General features: G+C 69.7%; 22 protein-coding genes. 17 read left to right on the forward strand and 5 right to left on the reverse strand.

The features are described from left to right. Positions 1–102 precede the first annotated feature (102 nt). The 3 genes from E6O51_RS10465 (at position 103) to E6O51_RS10475 (ending at position 2,182) form a co-directional block, all read left to right on the forward strand. Positions 103–660 (forward strand): Fur family transcriptional regulator, encoded by a 558-nt coding sequence (locus E6O51_RS10465; RefSeq protein ID WP_136384942.1) that lies wholly within the window; start codon positions 103–105, stop codon positions 658–660. 113 nt (positions 661–773) lie between these two features. Further along, entirely contained in the window at positions 774–1,682 is a 909-nt protein-coding gene (gene gluQRS / locus E6O51_RS10470) for a tRNA glutamyl-Q(34) synthetase GluQRS (RefSeq protein ID WP_136384943.1), read from the forward strand. A gap of 23 nt (positions 1,683–1,705) precedes the next feature. Continuing rightward, positions 1,706–2,182, forward strand: a complete 477-nt coding sequence (locus tag E6O51_RS10475) for a CoA-binding protein (protein WP_408003407.1) — start codon at positions 1,706–1,708, stop codon at positions 2,180–2,182. Positions 2,183–2,351: 169 nt separating this feature from the next. On the opposite strand, the gene clsB is transcribed toward E6O51_RS10475, so the two are convergent. Further along, positions 2,352–3,509 carry a cardiolipin synthase ClsB gene (gene clsB / locus E6O51_RS10480; RefSeq protein ID WP_136384944.1) on the reverse strand — a complete coding sequence of 386 codons (1,158 nt, stop codon included), beginning with the start codon at positions 3,507–3,509 and terminating at the stop codon, positions 2,352–2,354. Continuing rightward, positions 3,506–4,255 carry an endonuclease/exonuclease/phosphatase family protein gene (locus E6O51_RS10485; RefSeq protein ID WP_136384945.1) on the reverse strand — a complete coding sequence of 250 codons (750 nt, stop codon included), beginning with the start codon at positions 4,253–4,255 and terminating at the stop codon, positions 3,506–3,508. Before E6O51_RS10485 ends, clsB begins: the two co-directional genes overlap by 4 nt. Positions 4,256–4,334: 79 nt before the next feature. On the opposite strand from E6O51_RS10485, the gene E6O51_RS10490 reads away from it, so the two are divergent. Together E6O51_RS10490 and E6O51_RS10495 are read left to right on the forward strand one after the other, a co-directional pair. After that, positions 4,335–5,429 carry a RuBisCO large subunit C-terminal-like domain-containing protein gene (locus tag E6O51_RS10490; RefSeq protein ID WP_136384946.1) on the forward strand — a complete coding sequence of 365 codons (1,095 nt, stop codon included), beginning with the start codon at positions 4,335–4,337 and terminating at the stop codon, positions 5,427–5,429. After that, positions 5,426–5,875: a cupin domain-containing protein gene (locus E6O51_RS10495; protein WP_136384947.1), complete on the forward strand. Its 450-nt coding sequence runs from the start codon at positions 5,426–5,428 to the stop codon at positions 5,873–5,875. The genes E6O51_RS10490 and E6O51_RS10495 overlap by 4 nt, the downstream gene beginning before the upstream one ends. A gap of 8 nt (positions 5,876–5,883) precedes the next feature. On the opposite strand, the gene E6O51_RS10500 is transcribed toward E6O51_RS10495, so the two are convergent. Continuing rightward, positions 5,884–6,819, reverse strand: a complete 936-nt coding sequence (locus E6O51_RS10500) for a LysR family transcriptional regulator (protein ID WP_136384948.1) — start codon at positions 6,817–6,819, stop codon at positions 5,884–5,886. Positions 6,820–6,992: 173 nt separating this feature from the next. On the opposite strand from E6O51_RS10500, the gene E6O51_RS10505 reads away from it, so the two are divergent. Together E6O51_RS10505 and E6O51_RS10510 are read left to right on the forward strand one after the other, a co-directional pair. Next, on the forward strand, positions 6,993–8,207 hold the full coding sequence (locus tag E6O51_RS10505; protein WP_136384949.1) for an MFS transporter: 1,215 nt from the start codon (positions 6,993–6,995) through the stop codon (positions 8,205–8,207). Positions 8,208–8,243: 36 nt separating this feature from the next. Beyond that, on the forward strand, positions 8,244–8,678 hold the full coding sequence (locus E6O51_RS10510) for a PaaI family thioesterase (protein WP_136384950.1): 435 nt from the start codon (positions 8,244–8,246) through the stop codon (positions 8,676–8,678). A 1-nt stretch (position 8,679) separates the two neighbouring features. Here E6O51_RS10510 and nadA read toward each other — a convergent pair whose 3' ends face one another. Further along, a complete protein-coding gene (gene nadA / locus E6O51_RS10515; RefSeq protein ID WP_136384951.1) occupies positions 8,680–9,780 on the reverse strand; it encodes a quinolinate synthase NadA in 1,101 nt (366 codons plus the stop codon). A gap of 40 nt (positions 9,781–9,820) precedes the next feature. Further along, the gene (locus tag E6O51_RS10520) at positions 9,821–10,273 is read right to left on the reverse strand and encodes a rhodanese-like domain-containing protein (protein WP_136384952.1); all 453 of its coding nucleotides are present in this window, start codon (positions 10,271–10,273) and stop codon (positions 9,821–9,823) included. A gap of 65 nt (positions 10,274–10,338) precedes the next feature. On the opposite strand from E6O51_RS10520, the gene E6O51_RS10525 reads away from it, so the two are divergent. The 10 genes from E6O51_RS10525 to coaE all read left to right on the forward strand — a co-directional run bounded on the left by E6O51_RS10525 (position 10,339) and on the right by coaE (position 20,935). Further along, positions 10,339–11,505 (forward strand): cation diffusion facilitator family transporter, encoded by a 1,167-nt coding sequence (locus E6O51_RS10525; RefSeq protein ID WP_136384953.1) that lies wholly within the window; start codon positions 10,339–10,341, stop codon positions 11,503–11,505. Positions 11,506–11,801: 296 nt separating this feature from the next. Further along, the gene (glnA, locus tag E6O51_RS10530) at positions 11,802–13,211 is read left to right on the forward strand and encodes a type I glutamate--ammonia ligase (protein WP_136384954.1); all 1,410 of its coding nucleotides are present in this window, start codon (positions 11,802–11,804) and stop codon (positions 13,209–13,211) included. Positions 13,212–13,350: 139 nt separating this feature from the next. Further along, positions 13,351–13,896 (forward strand): DUF4124 domain-containing protein, encoded by a 546-nt coding sequence (locus tag E6O51_RS10535; RefSeq protein ID WP_136384955.1) that lies wholly within the window; start codon positions 13,351–13,353, stop codon positions 13,894–13,896. A 55-nt stretch (positions 13,897–13,951) separates the two neighbouring features. After that, complete coding sequence (gene glnL, locus E6O51_RS10540; protein WP_136384956.1) at positions 13,952–15,022, forward strand: nitrogen regulation protein NR(II); 1,071 nt, start codon at positions 13,952–13,954, stop codon at positions 15,020–15,022. A gap of 42 nt (positions 15,023–15,064) precedes the next feature. Next, on the forward strand, positions 15,065–16,495 hold the full coding sequence (gene ntrC / locus E6O51_RS10545) for a nitrogen regulation protein NR(I) (RefSeq protein WP_136384957.1): 1,431 nt from the start codon (positions 15,065–15,067) through the stop codon (positions 16,493–16,495). Positions 16,496–16,661: 166 nt separating this feature from the next. Further along, a complete protein-coding gene (locus E6O51_RS10550) occupies positions 16,662–17,474 on the forward strand; it encodes a biotin--[acetyl-CoA-carboxylase] ligase (protein ID WP_136384958.1) in 813 nt (270 codons plus the stop codon). Then, positions 17,471–18,223: a type III pantothenate kinase gene (locus E6O51_RS10555; RefSeq protein ID WP_136384959.1), complete on the forward strand. Its 753-nt coding sequence runs from the start codon at positions 17,471–17,473 to the stop codon at positions 18,221–18,223. The genes E6O51_RS10550 and E6O51_RS10555 overlap by 4 nt, the downstream gene beginning before the upstream one ends. 49 nt (positions 18,224–18,272) lie before the next feature. Continuing rightward, the gene (locus tag E6O51_RS10560) at positions 18,273–19,640 is read left to right on the forward strand and encodes a TrpB-like pyridoxal phosphate-dependent enzyme (RefSeq protein WP_136384960.1); all 1,368 of its coding nucleotides are present in this window, start codon (positions 18,273–18,275) and stop codon (positions 19,638–19,640) included. 21 nt (positions 19,641–19,661) lie between these two features. Further along, positions 19,662–20,324 carry an SPOR domain-containing protein gene (locus E6O51_RS10565; protein WP_136384961.1) on the forward strand — a complete coding sequence of 221 codons (663 nt, stop codon included), beginning with the start codon at positions 19,662–19,664 and terminating at the stop codon, positions 20,322–20,324. Beyond that, complete coding sequence (gene coaE / locus E6O51_RS10570) at positions 20,321–20,935, forward strand: dephospho-CoA kinase (protein WP_136384962.1); 615 nt, start codon at positions 20,321–20,323, stop codon at positions 20,933–20,935. Before E6O51_RS10565 ends, coaE begins: the two co-directional genes overlap by 4 nt. Positions 20,936–21,039 lie beyond the last annotated feature (104 nt).

The following is a 21,039-nucleotide window of genomic DNA, read 5'->3' on the forward strand; positions in this document are numbered from 1 at the left end:
GAGCATTCAATTGCCGGATTGCCGAGAACGTGAAGATCGCGGTCGCCTCGCGGCAGCCCGAAACCGGCCCGACAACCGAAATCGACACGGAGACAAGCGGCCATGCCCCTGAACCGCGCCGACCTGCCGCTACGCTTGCGGAATCCCACGCTCAGCGTGTTCGAACGACTGCGTGCCGCCCGGCTGCGCCCCACCCAGGCACGAGTGAGCATCCTGCAATGGGTCGCCGTCGAGGCGCATCCCGTTACGGCTGAGGATGTCTTCAGGAATCTGGCCGAAGGCGGCATGGCGGTGAGCATGGGAACCACGTATCGGGTACTGGGCGAGTTCGTATCGGCGGGTCTGCTGGCCCGCGAGTGGGTGCCGGGCAACAGCGGCCCGAGAGCGGCCTATTCGGTCCCTCACCGCCATGTGGCCGAGGCCCACGCAGCGACGCATCGTCTGGTATGCCGGTCTTGCCGGCGCAGCGTCGGCTTTCAGGACGGGGAACTGATGGAGCGGCTGCGCAAGTTGACAGGGTGGAACATCCCGGCCGACCCGCGGCTGTCCTTGACGATCGAAATCGAACGCTGCATGGCATGCCGGACGTGCTCTGCCACTCTCATGCCGACAACCGGGGGCTGTCACCAGGAGTCACTCACGACCGTACGCAGTACATAGCCGGCCGCACAAGAGGCTCCGGACATGCCGGGCCAAGTCATTGCGGGCGCCCAACGGCGCCCTGCCGAAGATACGGCTCGGCCATGACACGGGTGCTATGATCCGGCGCACCGATGAACAGTTCCGCCACGCCCTACGTCGGCCGCTTCGCCCCCTCGCCCACCGGCCCACTGCATTTCGGCTCGCTGGTGGCCGCGACCGGCAGTTGGCTGGACGCCCGCAGCCGGGACGGGCGCTGGTTGCTGCGCATCGAGGACCTGGACGTGCCGCGCTGCGTGCCCGGCGCGGCCGAGGACATCCTGCGCACGCTGGAGCGCTTCGGTTTCGACTGGGACGGCGAGCCGGTGTGGCAGAGCCGGCGCCAGGACGCCTATGCCGCGGCGCTGGCGCGGCTGAAGGCGCAGGGCGCGGTCTACCCCTGCGCCTGCACGCGCCGCGAACTGGCCGATTCCGCGCTGGCCCGCGACGGCTCCCACGTCTATCCCGGCACCTGCCGCAACGGCCTGCCGCCGGGGCGCAGCGCGCGCGCGTGGCGGGTGAAGGCGGAAGGCGCTGTGGTCTTCGACGATGCGGTGCAGGGCCGGCAGGAAGAAGACCTGGCGCGGGAAGCGGGGGATTTCATCGTGCTGCGCGCCGACGGGCTGTATGCCTACCAGCTCGCGGTGGTGGTAGACGACGCGGAGGCCGGCGTCAGCCACGTGGTGCGGGGCGCCGACCTGCTGGAATCCACCGGCCGGCAGGTCTGCCTGCAGCGCCTGCTGGGCCATCCCACGCCGCACTACGCCCATCTGCCGGTGGCGACCAATGCCGCGGGGGAGAAGCTCTCCAAGCAGACGCTGGCCCGCGCCGTGGACGAACTGGCGCCCGGTGCCGCCCTGGTGGCGGCGCTCCGCTTTCTGGGCCAGAATCCGCCTTCCGGGCTGGAGCGCGCCCCGCTGGCCGAGCTGTGGCAGTGGGCGCGGGCCCACTGGGTGCTGGCCGCCGTGCCCCGGCTGCGCCACTTGCCGGCCCCGGAGTTGTGAGCGTACGAGGAGACTTGCAGGGAATGATCGACGATATCGACGGACTGCGCCGGGTGCTGCTCGGCACCCGCAGCATCGCGGTGGTGGGGTTGTCGGCCAACTGGCACCGGCCGAGCAACTTCGCCGCCAAATACATGCTGGAGCACGGCTACACGATCATCCCGGTGAACCCGGCCTACGACGAGGTGCTGGGGCAGAAGTGCTACCCCAGCCTGCGCGACGTTCCGGTGCCGGTGGACATGGTGGACGTGTTCCGCAAGCCGGAGGACGTGCCGCCGCTGGTGGACGACGCGGTGGCCATCGGTGCGAAGACCTTCTGGATGCAGCTCGGCGTGATCAACGAGGAAGCCGCACGGCGCGCCGAAGCCGCCGGCCTGCAGGTGGTCATGGACCGCTGTGTGAAGATCGAGCACGCACGCCTGTTCGGCGGGCTCAACTGGGCCGGCGTGAACACCGGCGTGATCTCGTCCAAGCGCCCCCTGCTGCCCAACGTGCGCTGAAAGGTGGTGCCGGAACACCGGCGGCATTCGCCTTGAACGTGTCGAAGAGCCGGGTGTTTACTCCCTCCCCTTCAAGGGGAGGGTTGGGGTGGGGATGGGTTTAGCGTCGCAATGAACCGAAACCCATCCCCCTCCTGACCTCCCCCTTGAAGGGGGAGGAACCTACCCTCTAGTGCTTGCCGCCGTACCCCGCCACGCCGATCACCAGGCGCACGAACTGGTAGGCCAGCCAACTGCCCCAGCGGCGCAGCGGACGCTGGCGGTGCCAGTCCCCGTGGCGCAGCTCCCGGGCGCCCTCGCCCATCGCCCGCGCCAGGCTGCCGCGCAGTTCGGCGGCGAAGGCGGCATCCACCACCACCACGTTGGCCTCGCGCGCCAGCAGCAGGCTGAAGGGGTCGATGTTGCTGGACCCCACCGTGGCCCAGCGGTCGTCCACCACGGCCACCTTGGCGTGCAGGTAGCTGCGGTGGTACTCGAACAGGCGGATGCCGTGCTCGAGGAAATAGGGGTAGAGCGCGCGGCTTGCGCTCGCCAGCACCGGGTGGTCGGCCAGTCCCTGCAGCAGCAGCGTGACCCGCACGCCGCGCCGCGTGGCCTCGATCAGCGCGCGGCGGAAGCGCCGGCCGGGGAAGAAGTAGGCGCAGGCGATCACCACCTGCTCGCGGGCGTGCCCGATCGCGGCCAGGTAGGCGTTCTCGATGTCGCGCCGGTGGCGGATGTTGTCGCGGATCACGAAGGCCGCGCGCAGCCGCCCGGATGGCGCCGCCTGGGCCGGGGCCAGCAGCGGCTCGTGGAGGCGGCGGCGGAAGTTGGCCCACGACACCAGCCGCCACAGCCGATGCACCGAGGCCAGCATGTGGGCGAGCAGCGGCCCTTCGACGCGCAGGGCGTAGTCGAAGCGCGGATGGTGGGGGGCACCGGCGTCGAAGTCGTCCACGATGTTGATGCCGCCCACGAAGGCCACCCGGCCGTCCACCACCACCAGCTTGCGGTGCAGGCGGCGCAGGCGGTAGCGGCGCAGGGACAGGGCGCGCACCTCGCGGCGGTAGATCAGCACCTGCACGCCGTCGGCCTCCAGCGCGGACATCAGCTCGCGCACGAAGCTGCGCCCGCCGAAGCCGTCCACCAGCACCCGCACGCGTACCCCGCGCCGGGCGGCGCGCCCGAGCGCAGCGGCCACCTGGCGGCCCACCTCGTCGGGCTCGAAGATGTAGGTCTCCAGGAAAATCTCCTGGCGCGCGCCGTCCACGGCGTCGATCAGCGCGGGGAAATAGGCCTGCCCCGTTTCCAGCAGGGTCAGCGCATTGCCGGCGATGAAGCGGCTCACGCCAAGGGCTCCAGCTCCGCAGTGAGGGCGGCGTGATCGGACAACTGCGACCAGGGCACGCCGTGATGCACCTGGGCGTCGCGCACGGAAAAGCCGCGCACGTAGATGCGGTCGAGGCGAAACACCGGCCGGTGGCTGGGGTAGCTGCGCGCGGGACGGCCACGCTGCAGGTGGAAGACTTCCGTGAGGCCCAGCCGGCCCGCCAGGATGTCGTCGGCGTGGTTGCGCCAGTCGTTGAAATCGCCGGCGATGATGAGCGGCGCCCCGTCGGCGGCGAGCCGCTCCATGCGCTCGGCCAGGGCGGCCATCTGGCGGCGTCGGCTGCCGGCCATCAGGCCCAGATGCACGCACACGCAATGCACCGGCTGCGGGAAGCCGGGCAGCTCGACTTCGCAATGGAGCAGGCCGCGCCGTTCGAAGCGGTGGTCGGAAACGTCCTGGTTGTCCGCGGAGAGGATCAGGTGGCGGCTCAGGATAGCGTTGCCGTGGTGGCCGTGGTCGTACATCGCGTTGCCGCCGTAGGCGGTCTGGTGCCAGATGTCCCGGGCCAGGAACTCGTGCTGCGGATCGGCCGGCCAGTTGCCGTGGCGCACCGCGTGGCCCAGGTGCAGGCCCTGCACTTCCTGCAGGAAGACGAGGTCTACATCCAGGCTGCGCAGGCCCTCGCGCAACTCATGCACCACCATGCGGCGGTTGAACTGCGAGAAGCCCTTGTGGATGTTGTAGGTGCAGATGCGCAGCTTCATGGGGGGCGGACAGGATGCCGGATGCACTCCGGCCACAGGGCATAATATGCGCCCTGAAGGTGAAATTTAAACCCGTTTCATGAACAGACTGCAGGCGACCTACCGCATCCGCGCCAGCGCGGCGGACATCGAACGGCGCGCCGCCGCCCTCGCCGTCGAGCAGAGCGTGGAGATGCCCGCCGCGGCGGTGCGCGATGCGCGCGTGCTGGCCGAGGTCGTGGGCCGGGTCGAGGCGATCGCGCAGGAGGATGCGGAGCACTTCCGCGTCACGCTGGGCCTGGCGCTGGAAACCACGGGTTACGAGGCCGGCCAGTTGATGAACATGCTGTTCGGCAACTGCTCCCTGCAGCCGGAAGTGGAACTCCTCGACGTGCACATGCCGGACCAGGCGCTGGCGCGTTTCGGCGGTCCGCGCTTCGGCATCGCCGGACTGCGCATGCTCGTCGGCGCCACCTCGCGGCCCCTGACCTGCAGCGCCCTCAAACCCCAGGGCAGCCCGCCCGAGGTGCTGGCCGCGCTGGCCGGCGAACTCGCCGCCGGGGGCATCGACATCGTCAAGGATGACCACGGCCTCGCCGACCAGGCCGCGGCGCCCTTCGCGCGCCGGGTGGAGGCGGTGCAGCGCGCCATCGCCGCGGCCAACCGCGCCGGCGGCCATCGCTGCGTGTATGCGCCCAGCCTGGGCGGCGGCCCGCGCCGGCTGCGCGAGCAGATGCGCATCGTGCGCGAGGCCGGCGTGGGCATGGTGATGCTGGCGCCCATGGCGTCCGGCCTGGGCGCGCTGCAGGAACTGGCCGAGGAAGGCTTGCCGGTACTGGCCCATCCGGCCCTCGGGGGTGCGGCGCGCATCGCCCCCCAGGCGCTGATCGGCAAGCTGTTCCGCCTGGCCGGGGCGGACGCGGTGATCTACCCCAACCACGGCGGCCGCTTCAGCTACACGCCGCAGACCTGCCGCGCCATCGCCGAGGCCGCAAGCGCCCCCTGGGGTCCGCTCGCGCCGGCGCTGCCGGTGCCGGCCGGCGGCATGACGCCGGCGCGGGTGGAGGAGATGGTCGATTTCTACGGCGCCGACGTGATACTGCTGATCGGCGGCGCCCTGCTCGAAGCCGACGACCTGCGCGCCGCCGCGCGTGCCTTCGTCGCCCGCGTGCATGCCATGGGAGAGGGACGATGAGCCACCCCGTTTTCCGCAAGGCCCGAGCGGGACGGCGCTGGGACGAGGTCGAGGTGCTGGACTACAAGCCGGAAGGCAGCGCGCCATTCCTCGGCATCAGCCGCCAGTTGCTGTTCCGCACCGAAGCGCTGGGCTGCGAGCTGCGCTACTTCGAGATCGGCCCGGGCGGGCATTCCACGCTGGAGCGCCACGAGCACGAGCACGCGGTGCTGATCCTCTCCGGCGGCGGCGCCTGCCTGGTGGGCAATGAAGTGCGCGCGGTGGGCACGCACGACCTGGTGCACATCCCGGCCCTGAGCTGGCACCAGTTCCGCGCCAGCGAGGGCGGCCACCTGGGCTTCCTGTGCATGGTCAACGTGGACCGGGACCGCCCCCGGCTGCCCGGGCCCGAGGACCTCGCCGAACTGCGGCGCGATCCGAAGGTGGCGGCCTTCATCCGCCCCTGAACCGCCGTTCAGCGCGGCAACGCGCCGCCGGACGCCCGCTCCCACGGCGGCAGCGGCTGGAAGCGCCGCATCAGCGCATCGAGGAACACCCTCACCTTGGGCACCCGCACCCGGCTCGGCGTGTAGCAGGCGTAGAGTTCCCGCCCGTAAACGATGTCCGGCTCATGGCCGTCGAGCACGGTGAGCAGGCTGCCGGCGGCCAGTTCGCGATGGCACAGGTAGGTGGACAGGATGGCGATGCCGTGGCCGGCCAGCGCCGCGTCCAGCATGCAGTCGGCGTTGTTGAAATGGATGCGGCTGCGTACCGGCACCAGGGTCTTGGTGCCGCGCTCGTCCACCAGCGTCCAGGTCTTGCCGTCGCCCAGCACGTAGCTCAGACACTGGTGCTGCAGCAGGTCCTGGGGCGTGCGCGGAACGCCGTGGCGGGCGAGGTAGGCGGGCGCGGCGCAGATCACCCGGCGCAGGCTCACGATGCGGCGCGCCACCGCATCTTCGGGCGGCAGCCGCGTCATGCGCAGGGCGAGGTCGATGTTGTCGCCCACCAGGTCCACGATGTGGTCGGTGAGGATCAGCTCGATCTCCAACTCGGGATGGACGGCGGTGATCTCCGGCAGCAGCGGCGCCACCCAGTGCCGGCCGAAGCTCACCGTGGCACTCACGCGCAGCGTGCCGCGGGGCGCGTCGCCCAGGTTGCGCACCGCGGTCTCCGTGCTTTCCACCGCCTCCAGCGCCCGCAGCGCGTGCTGGTGGAAGACCGCACCCGCCGGGGTCAGCGCCAGGCGGCGGGTGGAGCGTTCGAACAGCCGCACGTCCAGGCGGCGCTCCAGCTCGGCGATCTGCTTGCTGACCTGGGCACGCGTGCAGCCCAGCGCGCGCGCCGCGGCGGCCATGCTGCCGCCTTCGACCACGCGGATGAAGCCCTCCCAGGCGGGCAGCCAGTTCATCGCGCATCCCCCGGGCCCGCGGGGCGATTCGTATGGGACATTTGTCAATGATCCGTTGACATAACGGATCGGATTATGGGCTTTTTCGTGTCCGATCCGGAACCTATCCTCACGCCATCGCACCGCCCGTCCGCCGGTGCGTGCCCTTCCCTGCCACTTTCCAGACCCTCCCCATGTTCCGTTCCCTGCGCCAGCCCGAGGCGCTGTTCGTCACGCTGGCCGCCGCCGGCATCCTCGCCATCACCATGGGCGCGCGCCAGTCCCTCGGCCTCTTCGTCAGCCCGATCAACACCGCCACCGGCCTCGGCATCGCTTCCATCAGCCTGGCCCTGGCGGTGGCCCAGTTCACCTGGGGCGCGATCCAGCCCATCGCCGGCGCCGCGGCCGACCGCTGGGGGCCGCGGGCGGTGCTGGTCGCCGGCATCCTGCTGCTGGCGGTGGGCAGCGCCATCACGCCCTTCATGGACTCCACCTGGGGCCTGGTCTTCTCGCTGGGGCTGCTGTCGGCCATCGGCTCGGGCGCGGGCAGCTTCTCGGTGCTGATCGGCGCCGCCGCCCAGCGCCTGCCGGCCGAGGCGCGCGGCACGGCGTCCGGGGTGATCAACGCCGGCGGCTCTTTTGGCCAGTTCGTCTTCGCCCCGCTGCTGCAGAAGCTGATCCAGGTCTTCGGCTGGATGGGCGCGCTGTGGTCGCTGGCGGTGCTGACGCTGGCGGCCCTGCCGCTGATCGGCAGGGTGGCGAAACCGAGTCTTGCGCCGCTGCACCACCACGAGGAAGACACCGGGGTGATGCGTGCGATCGGCAACGCCCTCAAGGACCGCAGCTATCTGCTGCTGCACGCCGGCTTCTTCACCTGCGGCTTCCACATCGCCTTCCTGGTCACCCACCTGCCCGGCGAGGTGGACCTGTGCGGTCTGCCGCCCACGGTGGCGAGCTGGTCGCTGGCCATCATCGGGCTGGCCAACATCTTCGGCAGCCTGTACGCCGGCGCCTGCGTGGCGCGCTACCGCAGCCGCAACGTGCTGGCGATCATGTACGGCTCGCGCGCGGTGCTGGTGGCGCTCTACCTGATGCTGCCCAAGACCGAATGGACCTTCTACCTCTTCGCCGCGGGGCTGGGCTTCACCTGGCTCGCCACGGTGCCGCCCACCGCGGCCCTGGTGGGCAAGCTCTTCGGCATCCGCTATCTCGCCACCCTGTTCGGGCTCACGCTGCTCTCCCACCAGATCGGCGGCTTCCTCGGCGCCTGGCTGGGCGGCGTCAGCATCACCCTGAGCGGCGACTACACGTGGATGTGGTATGCGGACATCGCGCTGGCCGCGGCCGCCGCGCTGGTGAACCTGCCCATCCGCGAAGCGCCGGTGGTGCGCGCCACCGCGCCGGCCTGACCCGATCTGCCACAACGACAACGAGGAGACCACCCCATGAGCACGCTGCGCCCCGACATCCACGCCGAACTGCTGAACGAACGCGGCAACGAGTACCTGCCCGGCTACCTGGGCATCGAACTGCTGACCCTGGCCGAACGCACGCTGACCAGCCGCATGCCGGTGAAGAAGCTGCACGTGGCGCCCAACGACTTCCTGCACGCGGCCAGCATCGTCGCCCTGGCCGACACCACCTGCGGCTACGCCGCCATGGCCCACCTGCCGGAAGGGGCGGAATCCTTCACCACCATCGAGCTGAAGAGCAACCACCTGGGCACGGTGCGGGAAGGCGGCAGCGTCTCCTGCATCGCCACTGCCCAGCACCTGGGGCGCACGACCCAGGTGTGGGACGCGGTGGTCAGCGACGCCGCCAGCGGGCGCACCATCGCGCTGTTCCGCTGCACGCAGATGATCCTGTGGCCGAAGGGCTGATTCAGGAAACCGCCAGCATCCGGTCCAGCGCCACCTTGGCCAGTTCCGCCTCGTGGGGCGGCACGCGGATGGCGTTGACCACCTTGCCGTCGGCGAGGTTTTCCAGCGCCCAGGCCAGGTGCTGCGGGTCGATGCGCTGCATGGTGGAGCACATGCACACCGTGGGCGCCATGAACTGCACGATCTTGCCCTGGGGCTTCATCTCCTCCGCCAGGCGGTTCACCAGGTTCAGCTCGGTGCCCACCAGCCAGCGCGTGTTGGGCGGCGCGGCGGTGATGGTCTTGAGGATGTACTCGGTGGAACCCACGTAGTCCGAGTTGATGCACACGTCCAGGTTGCTTTCCGGGTGGGAGATCACCAAGCCGTCCGGATGCTGCATGCGCCAGCGGCGGATGTGGCTTTCCTGGAACATCTGGTGCACCGAACAGTGGCCCTTCCACAGCAGGATCCTGGCGTTGCGGATCTGCTCCGGGGTGAGGCCGCCGTACTCCAGGTCCGGGTCCCACACCACCATCTTGTCCAGCGGGATGCCCTTCTTGTAGCCGGTCCAGCGGCCCAGATGCTGGTCCGGGAAGAACAGCACCTTCTCGCGCTGGGCGAAGGCCCAGTCCAGGATCACGGGCGCGTTGGTCGACGTACAGACGATGCCGCCGTGCTCGCCGCAGAAGGCCTTCAGGTCGGCCGCGGAATTGATGTAGGTGACCGGGGTGATCAACTCGTCGGGCTTGCCCAGCACCTCGGTGAGTTCGCGCCAGCAGCGCTCCACCTTGGCGAGGTTGGCCATGTCGGCCATGGAACAGCCGGCCGCCAGATCGGGCAGGATCACGGTCTGCTCGGGCCGCGACAGGATGTCGGCCACCTCGGCCATGAAATGCACGCCGCAGAACACGATGAACTCCGCATCGGTCTGGGAGGCCAGGCGCGCGAGCTTGAGGGAGTCGCCGGTGAGGTCGGCGTGCTGGTACACGTCGGCGCGCTGGTAATGGTGGCACAGCAGCACGGCCCGGCTGCCCAGGCGCGCGCGGGCGGCGCGGATGCGCTCCTGCGCCTGGTCGTCGGCCAGGGCGTTGAAGCGGTCGAAGGCGATGGTGGCGACTTGCATGGGACTCGAACTCGTTGGGGGACGGGTTGGACAGCGGGCTTCAGCCCTGGTGCCACGGCAGGCCGGCATGGCGCCAGCCGCCCACCTTGCCGCGCTGGCCGTTGGCATCCTTGTCGCCCTCGAAACCTTCGAGGACGTTGTAGCAGTTGTTGTAGCCCGCGCCGCTGGCCGCACGCGCGGCGGCATCGGAACGGATGCCGGAACGGCAGACGAACAGCACCAGCGCCTCCGGGTCCACCTGCTGGCGGAGCTGGGTGAGGAAATTCGGGTTGGGCTGGGCGCCCGGCCAGGTGTTCCACTCAATCTCGACCGCGCCGGGGATGTGGCCCACCCAGTCCCACTCGGCCCGGGTGCGCACGTCCACCAGCTTGGCGCCGGGCGCGGCCTGCCAGACCTGCCAGGCTTCCTGCGGGGTCAGCGCCCCCTGATAGGGCAGTTTGCGGTCTTGCGCACGTTGCTGGGCGAGCCCGAGCAGGTCGGATAGGGTTCCCATGGCGACGGTCCGGCTAGAATTCGATCTGGAACGCGGAAGTATACCCCCGCCCACCGGAACACGACATGTCGCGCAGCCCTCCCCGCCTCGCCCCTTCCACCGCCCAGGCGCGCGCTGCAGCCATGCAGCGTGTCGCCCTGATCGCCATCCTGACCAACACCGTCCTCACCGTCGGCCAGATCGTCGTCGGCCTGTTCGCCAACGCCTTCAGCCTGGTCGCCGACGCCACCCACACCCTGTCCGACCTGATCACCGACATCATGGTGCTGGCCGCTGCGCGCGGCGGCGCGGAACCGGCTGACAAGAACCATCCCTACGGCCACGGGCGCATCGAGACCGCCGCCTCGCTCGCCCTCGGCCTCATCCTCGCGGGGGTCGGGCTGGGCTTTCTGTGGAGTTCCGGCATCCGCCTGCAGAATATCGGTGCGCTACCCGAACTGCATGGAGCGGCGCTGGCCATGGCGCTATTCACGCTGGCCGCCAAGGAGGTGCTGTTCCGCTTCACGCTGCGCGCGGCCCGCCGCCTGCGTGCGCCGGTGCTGGAAGCCAATGCCTGGCATGCGCGCTCGGACGCGGCCTCCTCGCTGGTGGTCGCGGCCGGCATCGGCGGCAGCCTGGCGGGCTACCCCTTCCTGGAACCGCTGGCCGCCGCCGTGGTGGGCTTTCTGATCCTGCACATGGGCGCGCGCCTGGCCTGGCGGGCGATCCGCGAACTGATCGACACCGGTCTGCCCGAGGAGGAGCTCGCCCGCCTGCGCGCCACCATCGAACAGACCCCCGGCGTGGCCGGCCTGCACGACCTGCGCACCCGGCGCATGGCCGACCGCGTGCTGTGCGACGCCCACGTGCGGGTGGACCCTCGCATCACGGTGTCCGAGGGACACCACATCTCGGACGCGGTGTATTTCCGCGTGCGCGCCGCCCACCCCGAGGTGCAGGAAGTGCTGGTGCACATCGACAGCGAGGACGACGGCGTGCTGCACATCGTCCCCCCTGGCCCGCTGCCGGACCGCGCCGAGGTGCTGAAGCTGGTGCAGGAGACGCTGGCGCCCGACGCCCCCGCGCCCCAGCGGGTGCAGATCCACTTCCTCGGCGACCGGCTGGAGGTGGAGGTCCTGCTGCCTTCCGTCGGCGGCGTCGACCCCGATGCACTCAAACGGCGCGTGCAAGCGCTGACCGATGGCAATCCGGCCTATCGCAGCATGTCTTTCTATGTACGCATTGCACCATAACGATGCACGATCATCCGCGAACGCACCGCTTCGGTGCATTCGCGGGAACCCCATGTATTTCCCGCCCTTGTGGCACAATGTTGCACGTCCCCGGAACGCATGGCACGGATGCTGCTTACCTTGCGCCGCAACGGAGTGACCACGGGTCGAGCGCAGGCCCGCCTTCATGGCGGGACTGGCGAGGCCAGCGTTTCCGGAGCCGCAGGCTCCACAAACTTGTGGCGAGGAAGCTCCGGCCCCCAGGCCGGCGTGACTCACCGTTACCCGAATTTCGCCTCATCTCACCAGGAGTGAATATGAACGCTCAAGACGTCATGAAGCTGATCCAGGAAAATGAAGTGCGCTTCATCGACCTGCGCTTTACCGATACCCGTGGCAAGGAACAGCACGTCGGCCTGCCGGTGTCGGCCTTCGAAGAAGAGCACTTCGAACACGGCCACCCGTTCGACGGTTCGTCCATCTCCGGCTGGAAGGGCATCCAGGCCTCCGACATGATCCTGATGCCGGAAGCCTCCACCGCCTACATCGACCCGTTCTACGACGAAACCACCCTGGTCCTCACGTGTGACGTCATCGAGCCCTCCGACGGCAAGGGCTACGACCGCGACCCGCGCTCCATCGCCAAGCGCGCCGAGGCCTACCTGAAGAGCACCGGCATCGGCGACACCGCCTTCTTCGGCCCGGAACCCGAATTCTTCATCTTCGACTCGGTGGAATGGTCGGTGGACATGTCCGGCGTCTACAGCAAGGTCACCTCCGAAGAAGCGGCCTGGTCCACCGCCGACAAGTTCGAAGGCGGCAACACCGGCCACCGTCCCAAGGTCAAGGGCGGCTACTTCCCGGTTCCCCCGGTGGACAGCCTCAACGACATTCGCGCCGCCATGGTGCTGGCGCTCGAAGGCGTGGGCATCCCGGTCGAAGTGCACCACCACGAAGTGGCCAACGCCGGCCAGTGCGAAATCGGCACCAAGTTCAACACCCTGACCAAGCGCGCCGACTGGACCCAGACCCTGAAGTACATCGTGCACAACGTCGCCCACCAGTACGGCAAGACGGCGACCTTCATGCCCAAGCCCATCGTCGGTGACAACGGCTCCGGCATGCACGTCCACCAGTCCATCTGGAAGGACGGCCAGAACCTGTTCGCGGGCAACGGCTACGCCGGCCTGTCGGAAACCGCGCTGTACTACATTGGCGGCATCATCAAGCACGCCAAGGCGCTGAACGCCATCACCAACCCGGCCACCAACTCCTACAAGCGTCTGGTGCCGCACTACGAAGCGCCGATCAAGCTGGCCTACTCCGCCCGCAACCGCTCGGCCTCGATCCGCATCCCCTACGTCGCCAACCCGAAGGGCCGCCGCATCGAGTCGCGCTTCCCGGACCCGGCCGCCAACCCGTACCTGGCCTTCGCCGCGCTGCTGATGGCCGGCCTGGACGGCATCCAGAACAAGATCCACCCGGGCGATCCGGCCGACAAGAACCTGTACGACCTGCCGCCGGAAGAAGACGCGAAGATCCCGACCGTCTGCTTCAGCCTCGACCAGGCGCTGGCCGAACTGGACAAGGACCGCGAGTTCCTGACCCGCGGCGGCGTGTTCTCCAACGACTTCCTCGATGCCTACATCGAGCTGAAGACCGAGGAAGTCAACCGCGTGCGCGTCACCACCCACCCGGTGGAATTCGACCTGTACTACAGCCTGTAATCCGCGCATTCGGCTGACCAGGAAGGGACGGGCATTGCCCGTCCCTTTTTTATGCGGTCTAATTGCCGGGTTCCCGCCGGCGAACTCCGCCGGCGGCTCCGGGTCCCAGTTCAACCGCTTTTTCCCGATGCAGGTCGCGATGCGCAAACTCCTCCTGTCGCTGCTCACCGTGTTCGCCGCCTCGGCCCACGCCCAGGTCTACAAGTGCGTGGATGCCGAAGGACGCGTCACCTACACCAACGACCGCACGTCGATGCAGGGCTGCACGGTGCTGAAGCAGGACCTGCCGGTCTCCTCGGTCCCCGTGCCGGAGCGCACGCCCAGCCCTCAGGCCACGCCCGGCGGTTTCCCCCGCGTTGCCCCCGATACCCAGCGCGAACGCGACGGCACGCGGCGCGAAATCCTGCAAACGGAACTCGCCAAGGAACAGGAAGCCCTGGCCGAAGCACGCAAGGCCCTGGCCGAGGAAGAGGCGCGGGATACGCCGGAGGACCGCAACGCGCCGAAACGCACGACCCGTACGATCACAACCCCTGACGGCGGCAAGAAAACCGTCGTCGACGTAGGGCCGGCCACCATCAACCTGGCCAAGCGCGAAGCACGCCTGCAGCCCTTCAAGGACAAGGCGGAACTGCACCAGCGCAACGTCGAGGCGATCCAGCGCGAATTGCAGGAACTGAGGTAAGGGGATATCTGGCGCGCCTCTTGCTATGCAAGCGAATTACACCCCGGCCGCGCCCATGACCCCACACCCCGCCCCCCTGAACTCGAACAGCCCCTTTGCCGGGCTGGAACTGCTGTCCTCGGCCGTCGTACTGGTGGACGGCGGCCTGATCATCCGCTACCTCAACCCCGGCGCGGAAAACCTGTTCGCGATCAGCCGGCGCAAGCTGGCCGGCCAGCCGCTCGCCCGCCTGCTCGGCGACCCGCCCGGTCTCACGGCGGCGCTGCAGAACGCCCTGCACAACAACTGGAGCTACACCGGCCAGGATCTGCGCATCCAGCGTCCCGGCACCGAGGCCCTGCACCTGGACTGCACGGTGAGCCCCATCGAGGCCGCCGGCGTGAGCCTGCTGCTCGAATTCCGCCCCATCGACGCCCAGTTGCGCGTCGCCCGCGAGGAGCAGTTGCTGCAGCAGCAGCAGGCCAACCGCGAACTGATCCGCAACCTGGCCCACGAAATCAAGAACCCGCTGGGCGGCATCCGCGGCTCGGCCCAGTTGCTCGAACGCGAGCTCACCGACCCGCTGCTGCGCGAATACACCGAAGTCATCATCGCCGAGGCCGACCGCCTGCAGGACCTGATGAACCGCCTGCTGACCTCCCACGGCATGATGCGCCCCGGACAGCTCAACATCCACGACGTGCTCGAACGGGTGCGCCGGCTCATCCTCGCCGAGTTCCCCGAACTCACCGTGCGGCGCGACTACGACACCAGCCTGCCCGCGCTCACCGCCGACCGGGAACAGCTCATCCAGGCCATTCTCAACATCGTGCGCAACGCCGCCCAGGCCCTCGACGGCCGCGGCGAAATCCGCCTGCGCACCCGCGTCGCGCGCCAGGTCACGCTGGCCAAACGCCGCTTCAAGCTGGCATTGGAATTGCGAGTGATCGACAACGGCCCCGGCATCCCGGAGGAGATCGGCGACAAGATCTTCTACCCGCTGGTCTCGGGGCGGGAAGGTGGAAGCGGACTGGGTCTGTCGCTGGCCCAAAGCTTCATCGAGCAGCACCAGGGAATGATAGAAGTGGAAAGCCGCCCCGGGCGCACCTGCTTCACCATTCTGCTGCCAATCACCGAGCGCTCCTGAGCCGGACTCCGGCATCGCTCGCACCAGAATAGTGCATCGCTCATGAATACAGTCTGGATCGTTGACGACGACCGTTCCATCCGCTGGGTGCTGGAAAAGGCGCTCGGCCGCGAGGACATTCCGCACCGCAGCTTCACCTCCGCCAGCGAGGCCCTGCTTGCCCTGCAGGACGAGTCCCAGCCGCCCAAGGTGCTGATCTCCGACATCCGCATGCCCGGCGAATCCGGACTCGACCTGCTGCAGAAGGTCAAGGCGCGCTACCCGCAGGTGCCGGTGATCATCATGACCGCCTACTCGGACCTGGAGAGCGCGGTCGCGGCCTTCCAGGGCGGCGCCTTCGAATACCTGCCCAAACCCTTCGACGTGGATCAGGCGGTTGCACTCGTTCGGCGTGCGATCGACCAGAACGCGCACCAGGTTGGTGCTGACGTCGAAACCACCCTCGCCCCGGAGATCCTCGGCCAGGCGCCGTCCATGCAGGAAGTCTTCCGCGCCATCGGCCGGCTGTCCCAGTCCCACGCCACGGTGCTGATCAACGGCGAATCCGGCACCGGCAAGGAACTGGTCGCCCGCGCGCTGCACCGCCACAGCCCGCGCCGCGACGCGCCCTTCATCGCCATCAACACCGCGGCCATCCCCCGCGACCTGCTGGAATCCGAACTCTTCGGCCACGAGCGCGGCGCCTTCACCGGCGCCGCCACCCAGCGCCGCGGCCGCTTCGAGCAGGCCGAAGGCGGCACGCTGTTCCTGGACGAGATCGGCGACATGCCGCCGGAACTGCAGACCCGCCTGCTGCGCGTGCTCTCCGACGGCCACTTCTACCGCGTCGGCGGCCACCAGCCCATCAAGGCCAACGTGCGCGTCATCGCCGCCACCCACCAGAACCTGGAAGACCGGGTGCGCCAGGGCCTGTTCCGCGAAGACCTCTTCCACCGCCTCAACGTCATCCGCCTGCGCCTGCCGGCGCTGCGGGAGCGGCGCGAGGACATCCCCATCCTGGTGCGCCACTTCCTGCAGAAAAGCGCCCAGGACCTGGGCGTGGAATCCAAGCGCATCTCGGAAGCCGCCCTCAAGTACCTGCAGGCCCTGCCCTTCCAGGGCAACGTGCGCCAGCTCGAAAACCTGTGCCACTGGCTCACCGTGATGGCGCCCGGCCAGACCGTGGAAGTGGCCGACCTGCCGCCGGAAATCCGCGACCAGCCCCACCAGGAAGTGCCGGTGAGCTGGACCGACGCCCTCAGCGTCGAGACCGACCGCCTGATCGCCACCCACCCGGGCGAGGTCTTCGACCGCCTGACGCGGGAATTCGAGCGCACGCTGATCCGCCGCGCGCTGATCGCCACCGGCGGCCGGCGCATCGACGCCGCCCAGTTGCTGGGCATCGGGCGCAATACCATCACGCGCAAGATCCAGGAACTGGGCATGGACGACGAGCGCAGCCGCGGCAACGGCGAGGACGACGCGGCCGAGTGAGCCACCCAACCCGTGGGAACGGGCTTGCCCGCGATGCGGCTTTCGCTCTCCCACAGGTTCCATCGCGGGCAAGCCCGCTCCCACGAAGGCCCCGGCGGCGCACCACCCTCGTGCATCCCTCCGCAATCGCGGATAATGCCGCCTCTCCGCACGCACGAAGCCCGCAATGACCGGTACCCCTTCCTGCCCGCCGCTGGACCCGGCGCGCATCCTCGCTGCCCTCGCCCCCCACGCCGCCGCCTTCGCCCTGCGCGTGGTGGACGAATGCGGCTCCACCAATTCCGAACTGGTGGACCATCCGCCGCCGGACGACGGCCGCATCCACGTGCTGCTCGCCGAGCGCCAGACCGCCGGACGCGGCCGGCGCGGGCGCCAGTGGCAGTCCTGGCCCGGCGCCGGCCTCACCTTTTCCGCCCTGTGGCGCTTCGCCCCCGGCAGCCCGGTGCCGGCCGGCCTGTCGCTGGTGGCGGGCCTGGCCCTTGCCCGGACGCTGGAGAAGCTCGGCGTGGAGGGCGTCCAGCTCAAGTGGCCCAACGACGTGCTGGTGCATGGGGCCAAACTCGCCGGCATCCTGGTGGAGCTGCTCCCGGGGCGCGGCCGCACCCCGGCGGCCGTCATCGGCATCGGCATCAACCTGCGCCTGCCCGCCGAGGCGCACATCCCGGACCAGCCCGCGGTCACCGATCTCGCCAGCCACTGTGCCAACCCGCCCGAGCGCAACACCCTCGCCGGTCTGCTGCTCGCCGAACTGCACGGACTGTTCGAGCTTTACGCCACGGCCGGCTTCACCGCGCTGCGCGGCGCCTGGCAGCAGCGCAACGCCTTCGCCGATCTGCCGGTGCGCATCAGCGCGGAAAACGGCGACATCTTCGGCCAGTGCGCCGGCGTGGACGAGGACGGCGCCCTGCTGATACGCACCGAAGACGGACTCACCACCCGCATCCTGTCCGGCGAAGTATCCCTGCGGGTGGCCGCATGATGCTGCTCATCGACGCGGGCAATACCCGCATCAAATGGGCGGTGGCCGAACCCGGCGCGGCGCCGGGCGACTGGCTCGCCCACGGCAGCTTCGCCCATGACGACGGGGCGGCCCTGCCCGCCGTGCTCGCCGCCCACCCGGGCATCCGCCGCGTGCTCGGCAGCAACGTGGCCGGCCCCGCACTCGGCGTGGCGCTGGACGCCACGCTGGCGGCCGTCGGCCTGCGCGCCGAATGGCTCGCCTCCACCGCCGAGCGCGCTGGCGTGCGCAACGGCTACGGCGAACCCGGCCAGCTCGGCACGGACCGCTGGGCCGCGCTGATCGGTGCCCGCCGCCTGCATCGCGGCCCCTGCCTGGTGGTCAGCGCGGGCACGGCGACCACCGCCGATGTGCTCGACGCCGACGGACTTTTCCGGGGCGGCGTGATCCTGCCGGGCGTGGGCCTGATGCTGCGCGCCCTGGCCCGCAACACCGCCCAGCTGCCCTTCGCCGACGGCCACTTCAGCGATGTGCCGCGCAACACCGCGGATGCCATCGTCACGGGCTGCCTGCATGCCCAGGCGGGCGCCGTGGAGCGCATGTTCCGCCCCCTGGCAGAACAGCCCGGCGCCCTGTGCCTGCTCACCGGCGGCGCGGCCGGACGCTTCGCGGACCTGCTGCAGGTGCCGCTGCGGCGGGTGGACAACCTGGTCCTGATCGGCCTCGCCACGGTCGCCGGCGAAGGTCCGCAGCCCGCGGCGATGGGCTAATATTCGCCCCACACCGAATTCGGCCCTGCCCCACGGCAACGGAGAAACGATGACCGACGCCACGCGCATCCTGCTCGACGAAAACGAGATCCCCACCCACTGGTACAACGTGATCGCCGACCTGCCCAGTCCGCCCGCCCCGCCGCTGGGCCCGGACGGCAAGCCGGCCACGCCCGAGCAGATGGGCGCCATCTTCCCCGGAGCGATCCTCGAACAGGAGATGAGCGCCGAGCGCTGGATCGCCATCCCCGAGGAAGTGCGCGAAATCTACAAGCTCTGGCGTCCCGCGCCGCTGGTGCGCGCGGTACGTTTGGAGCGCGCCCTGGGCACGCCGGCGAAGATCTTCTTCAAGTACGAAGGCGTCTCGCCCGCCGGCTCCCACAAGCCCAACTCCGCCGTGCCCCAGGCCTATTACAACCGCCAGGCCGGCATCAAGCGCCTGACCACCGAGACCGGCGCCGGCCAGTGGGGCTCGTCCATCGCCTTCGCCGGGCAGATGTTCGGCCTGGAGGTGCGGGTGTACATGGTCAAGGTCAGTTATCACCAGAAGCCCTACCGCCGGCTGATGATGCAGACCTGGGGCGCCGAGGTGTTCGCCAGCCCGTCGGAGATGACGCAAACCGGCCGCGAGGCGCTGGCCCGCGACCCGGACAACCAGGGTTCGCTGGGCCTGGCCATCTCCGAAGCGGTGGAGGAGGCCGCCGGCCGCGCCGACACCAACTACACCCTGGGCTCCGTGCTCAATCACGTGGTGCTGCACCAGAGCATCATCGGCCTGGAAGCCCGCAAGCAGTTCGACCGGATCGGCCTCTACCCGGACGTGATCTTCGCCCCCTGCGGCGGCGGTTCCAGCTTCGGCGGCATCGCCTTCCCCTTCCTCGCCGACAAGGCCGCCGGCGACAGGCGCGCCCGGAACCTGCGCTGCGTGGCGGTGGAGCCCACCTCCTGCCCCACGCTCACCAAGGGCCAGTACGCCTACGATTTCGGCGACGCCTCCGGCTTCACGCCGATGATGAAGATGTACACCCTGGGCCACGACTTCATGCCACCGGGCATCCACGCCGGCGGCCTGCGCTACCATGGCGATTCGCCGCTGGTGTCCCAGCTCTGCCACGAGGGCCTGATCGAGGCGGTGGCGGTGCCGCAGCTCGCCACCTTCGAGGCCGGCGTGCTGTTCGCGCGCAATGAGGGCATCATCCCCGCGCCCGAAGCCTGCCACGCCATCCGCGCCACCATCGACGAGGCGCTGCGCTGCAAGGAAAGCGGCGAGCCGAAGACGCTGCTGTTCAACCTCACCGGCCACGGCCATTTCGACATGAGTTCCTACGACCGCTACTTCAGTGGCGAACTGGAGAACTACGACTACCCGGCCGAGGCGGTGGCCCGGTCGCTGGCCCACCTGCCCAAGGTCGGCTGATTCTCGCCGCAACCGGCCGCCATGCCCATCCTGCGCCTGCTCTTCCTGATCCTGCTGCTGCTCAACCTGCTCGCCCTGGCCGCCTCCACCGGCCTGCTGACCATGGACGAGCCGCGCGGCGAACCCGAGCGCCTGACCAACCAGCTCAACCCGGAACGCCTGCGCCTGGTGAACGGCCGCGACGTGCCGCCGCCCGCCGCAGCGCCGGCGGAAACCACCGCCCCCGCGGCGCAACCGGACAATCAGGCTTGCATCGCCTTCGACGGCCTCGGCAACGACACCGCCGACGAGGTGGTGCACCGCTTCGACGCGCCGGCCTTCACCGTGCGGCGCGAAGGCGCGGAGGCGATCATCTCGTGGTGGGTGCGGATCCCGCCCGACGGCACGCGCGAATTCGCCGAACGCAAAGCGCGCGAGCTGCGGGGGCTGAACGTGACCGACTACTACGTGGTGGTGGAAGCGGGACCCAACCAGTACGCCGTCTCGCTGGGCCTGTTCAAGAGCGAGAACGCCGCCAACCAGCACCTGGAGCGGCTGCGCGCCCGGGGGGTGCGCAGCGCCGGCATCGAGCCGCGCCGCGCCACCCTCCACCACGTGGAGGTGCGCGGCGCCCGCGAGGCCGTCGACGCACGCCTCGCCGGTCTGCCGGCCGCCGCCAAGGCGGGCCCGTGCAGCACCCCGTGAGCCCGGCCCCCTTCGTCGTCGGCCTGACCGGGGGCATCGGCAGCGGCAAGAGTGCCGCCGCCGACCGCTTCGCGGCGCTCGGTGCCGTGGTGGTGGACACGGATGCCATCGCCCATGAACTCACCGCCGCCGCCGGTGCCGCAATGCCCGCCATCCGCGCCGCCTTCGGCGATGCCGTGGTGGCCGCCGACGGCGCCCTGGACCGCGCCGCCATGCGCCGCCTGGCCTTCGCCGACCCGCGCGAGCGCACGCGCCTCGAAGGCATCCTGCATCCGCTGATCCGCACCGAAAGTGCGCGCCAGTGCATGGCCGCCCAGGGCGCCTACGTCGTCCTCGTCGTGCCCCTGCTGGTGGAATCGGGCAACTGGCGCGAACGCTGCGACCGGCTGTGCGTGGTGGACTGCCCGGAAGCCGTGCAGATCGAGCGCGTGCGTGCGCGCAACGGCCTGTCCGAGGCCGAAGTGCGCGCCATCATGGCCGCCCAGGCCGGCCGCGCCGAACGGCTCGCCTGCGCCGACGACGTCATCGACAACGGCGGCACCCCGGCCGGACTGCACGCGCAGGTGGACGCGCTGCACGAGCGCTACCTCGCGCTGGCAAGGCGGCGATGACGTCGTTCCGGCCCGCTCCGGGGGCCGGAACAGCCTTACGAACGGGGCTATTCATGTTCAATTCCGCACAATACGCTGTGCTATCATCGTCCGATCATGCGGAG

Source organism: Pseudothauera rhizosphaerae, from assembly GCF_004801305.1.
Taxonomy (GTDB): Bacteria; Pseudomonadota; Gammaproteobacteria; order Burkholderiales; family Rhodocyclaceae; genus Pseudothauera; species Pseudothauera rhizosphaerae.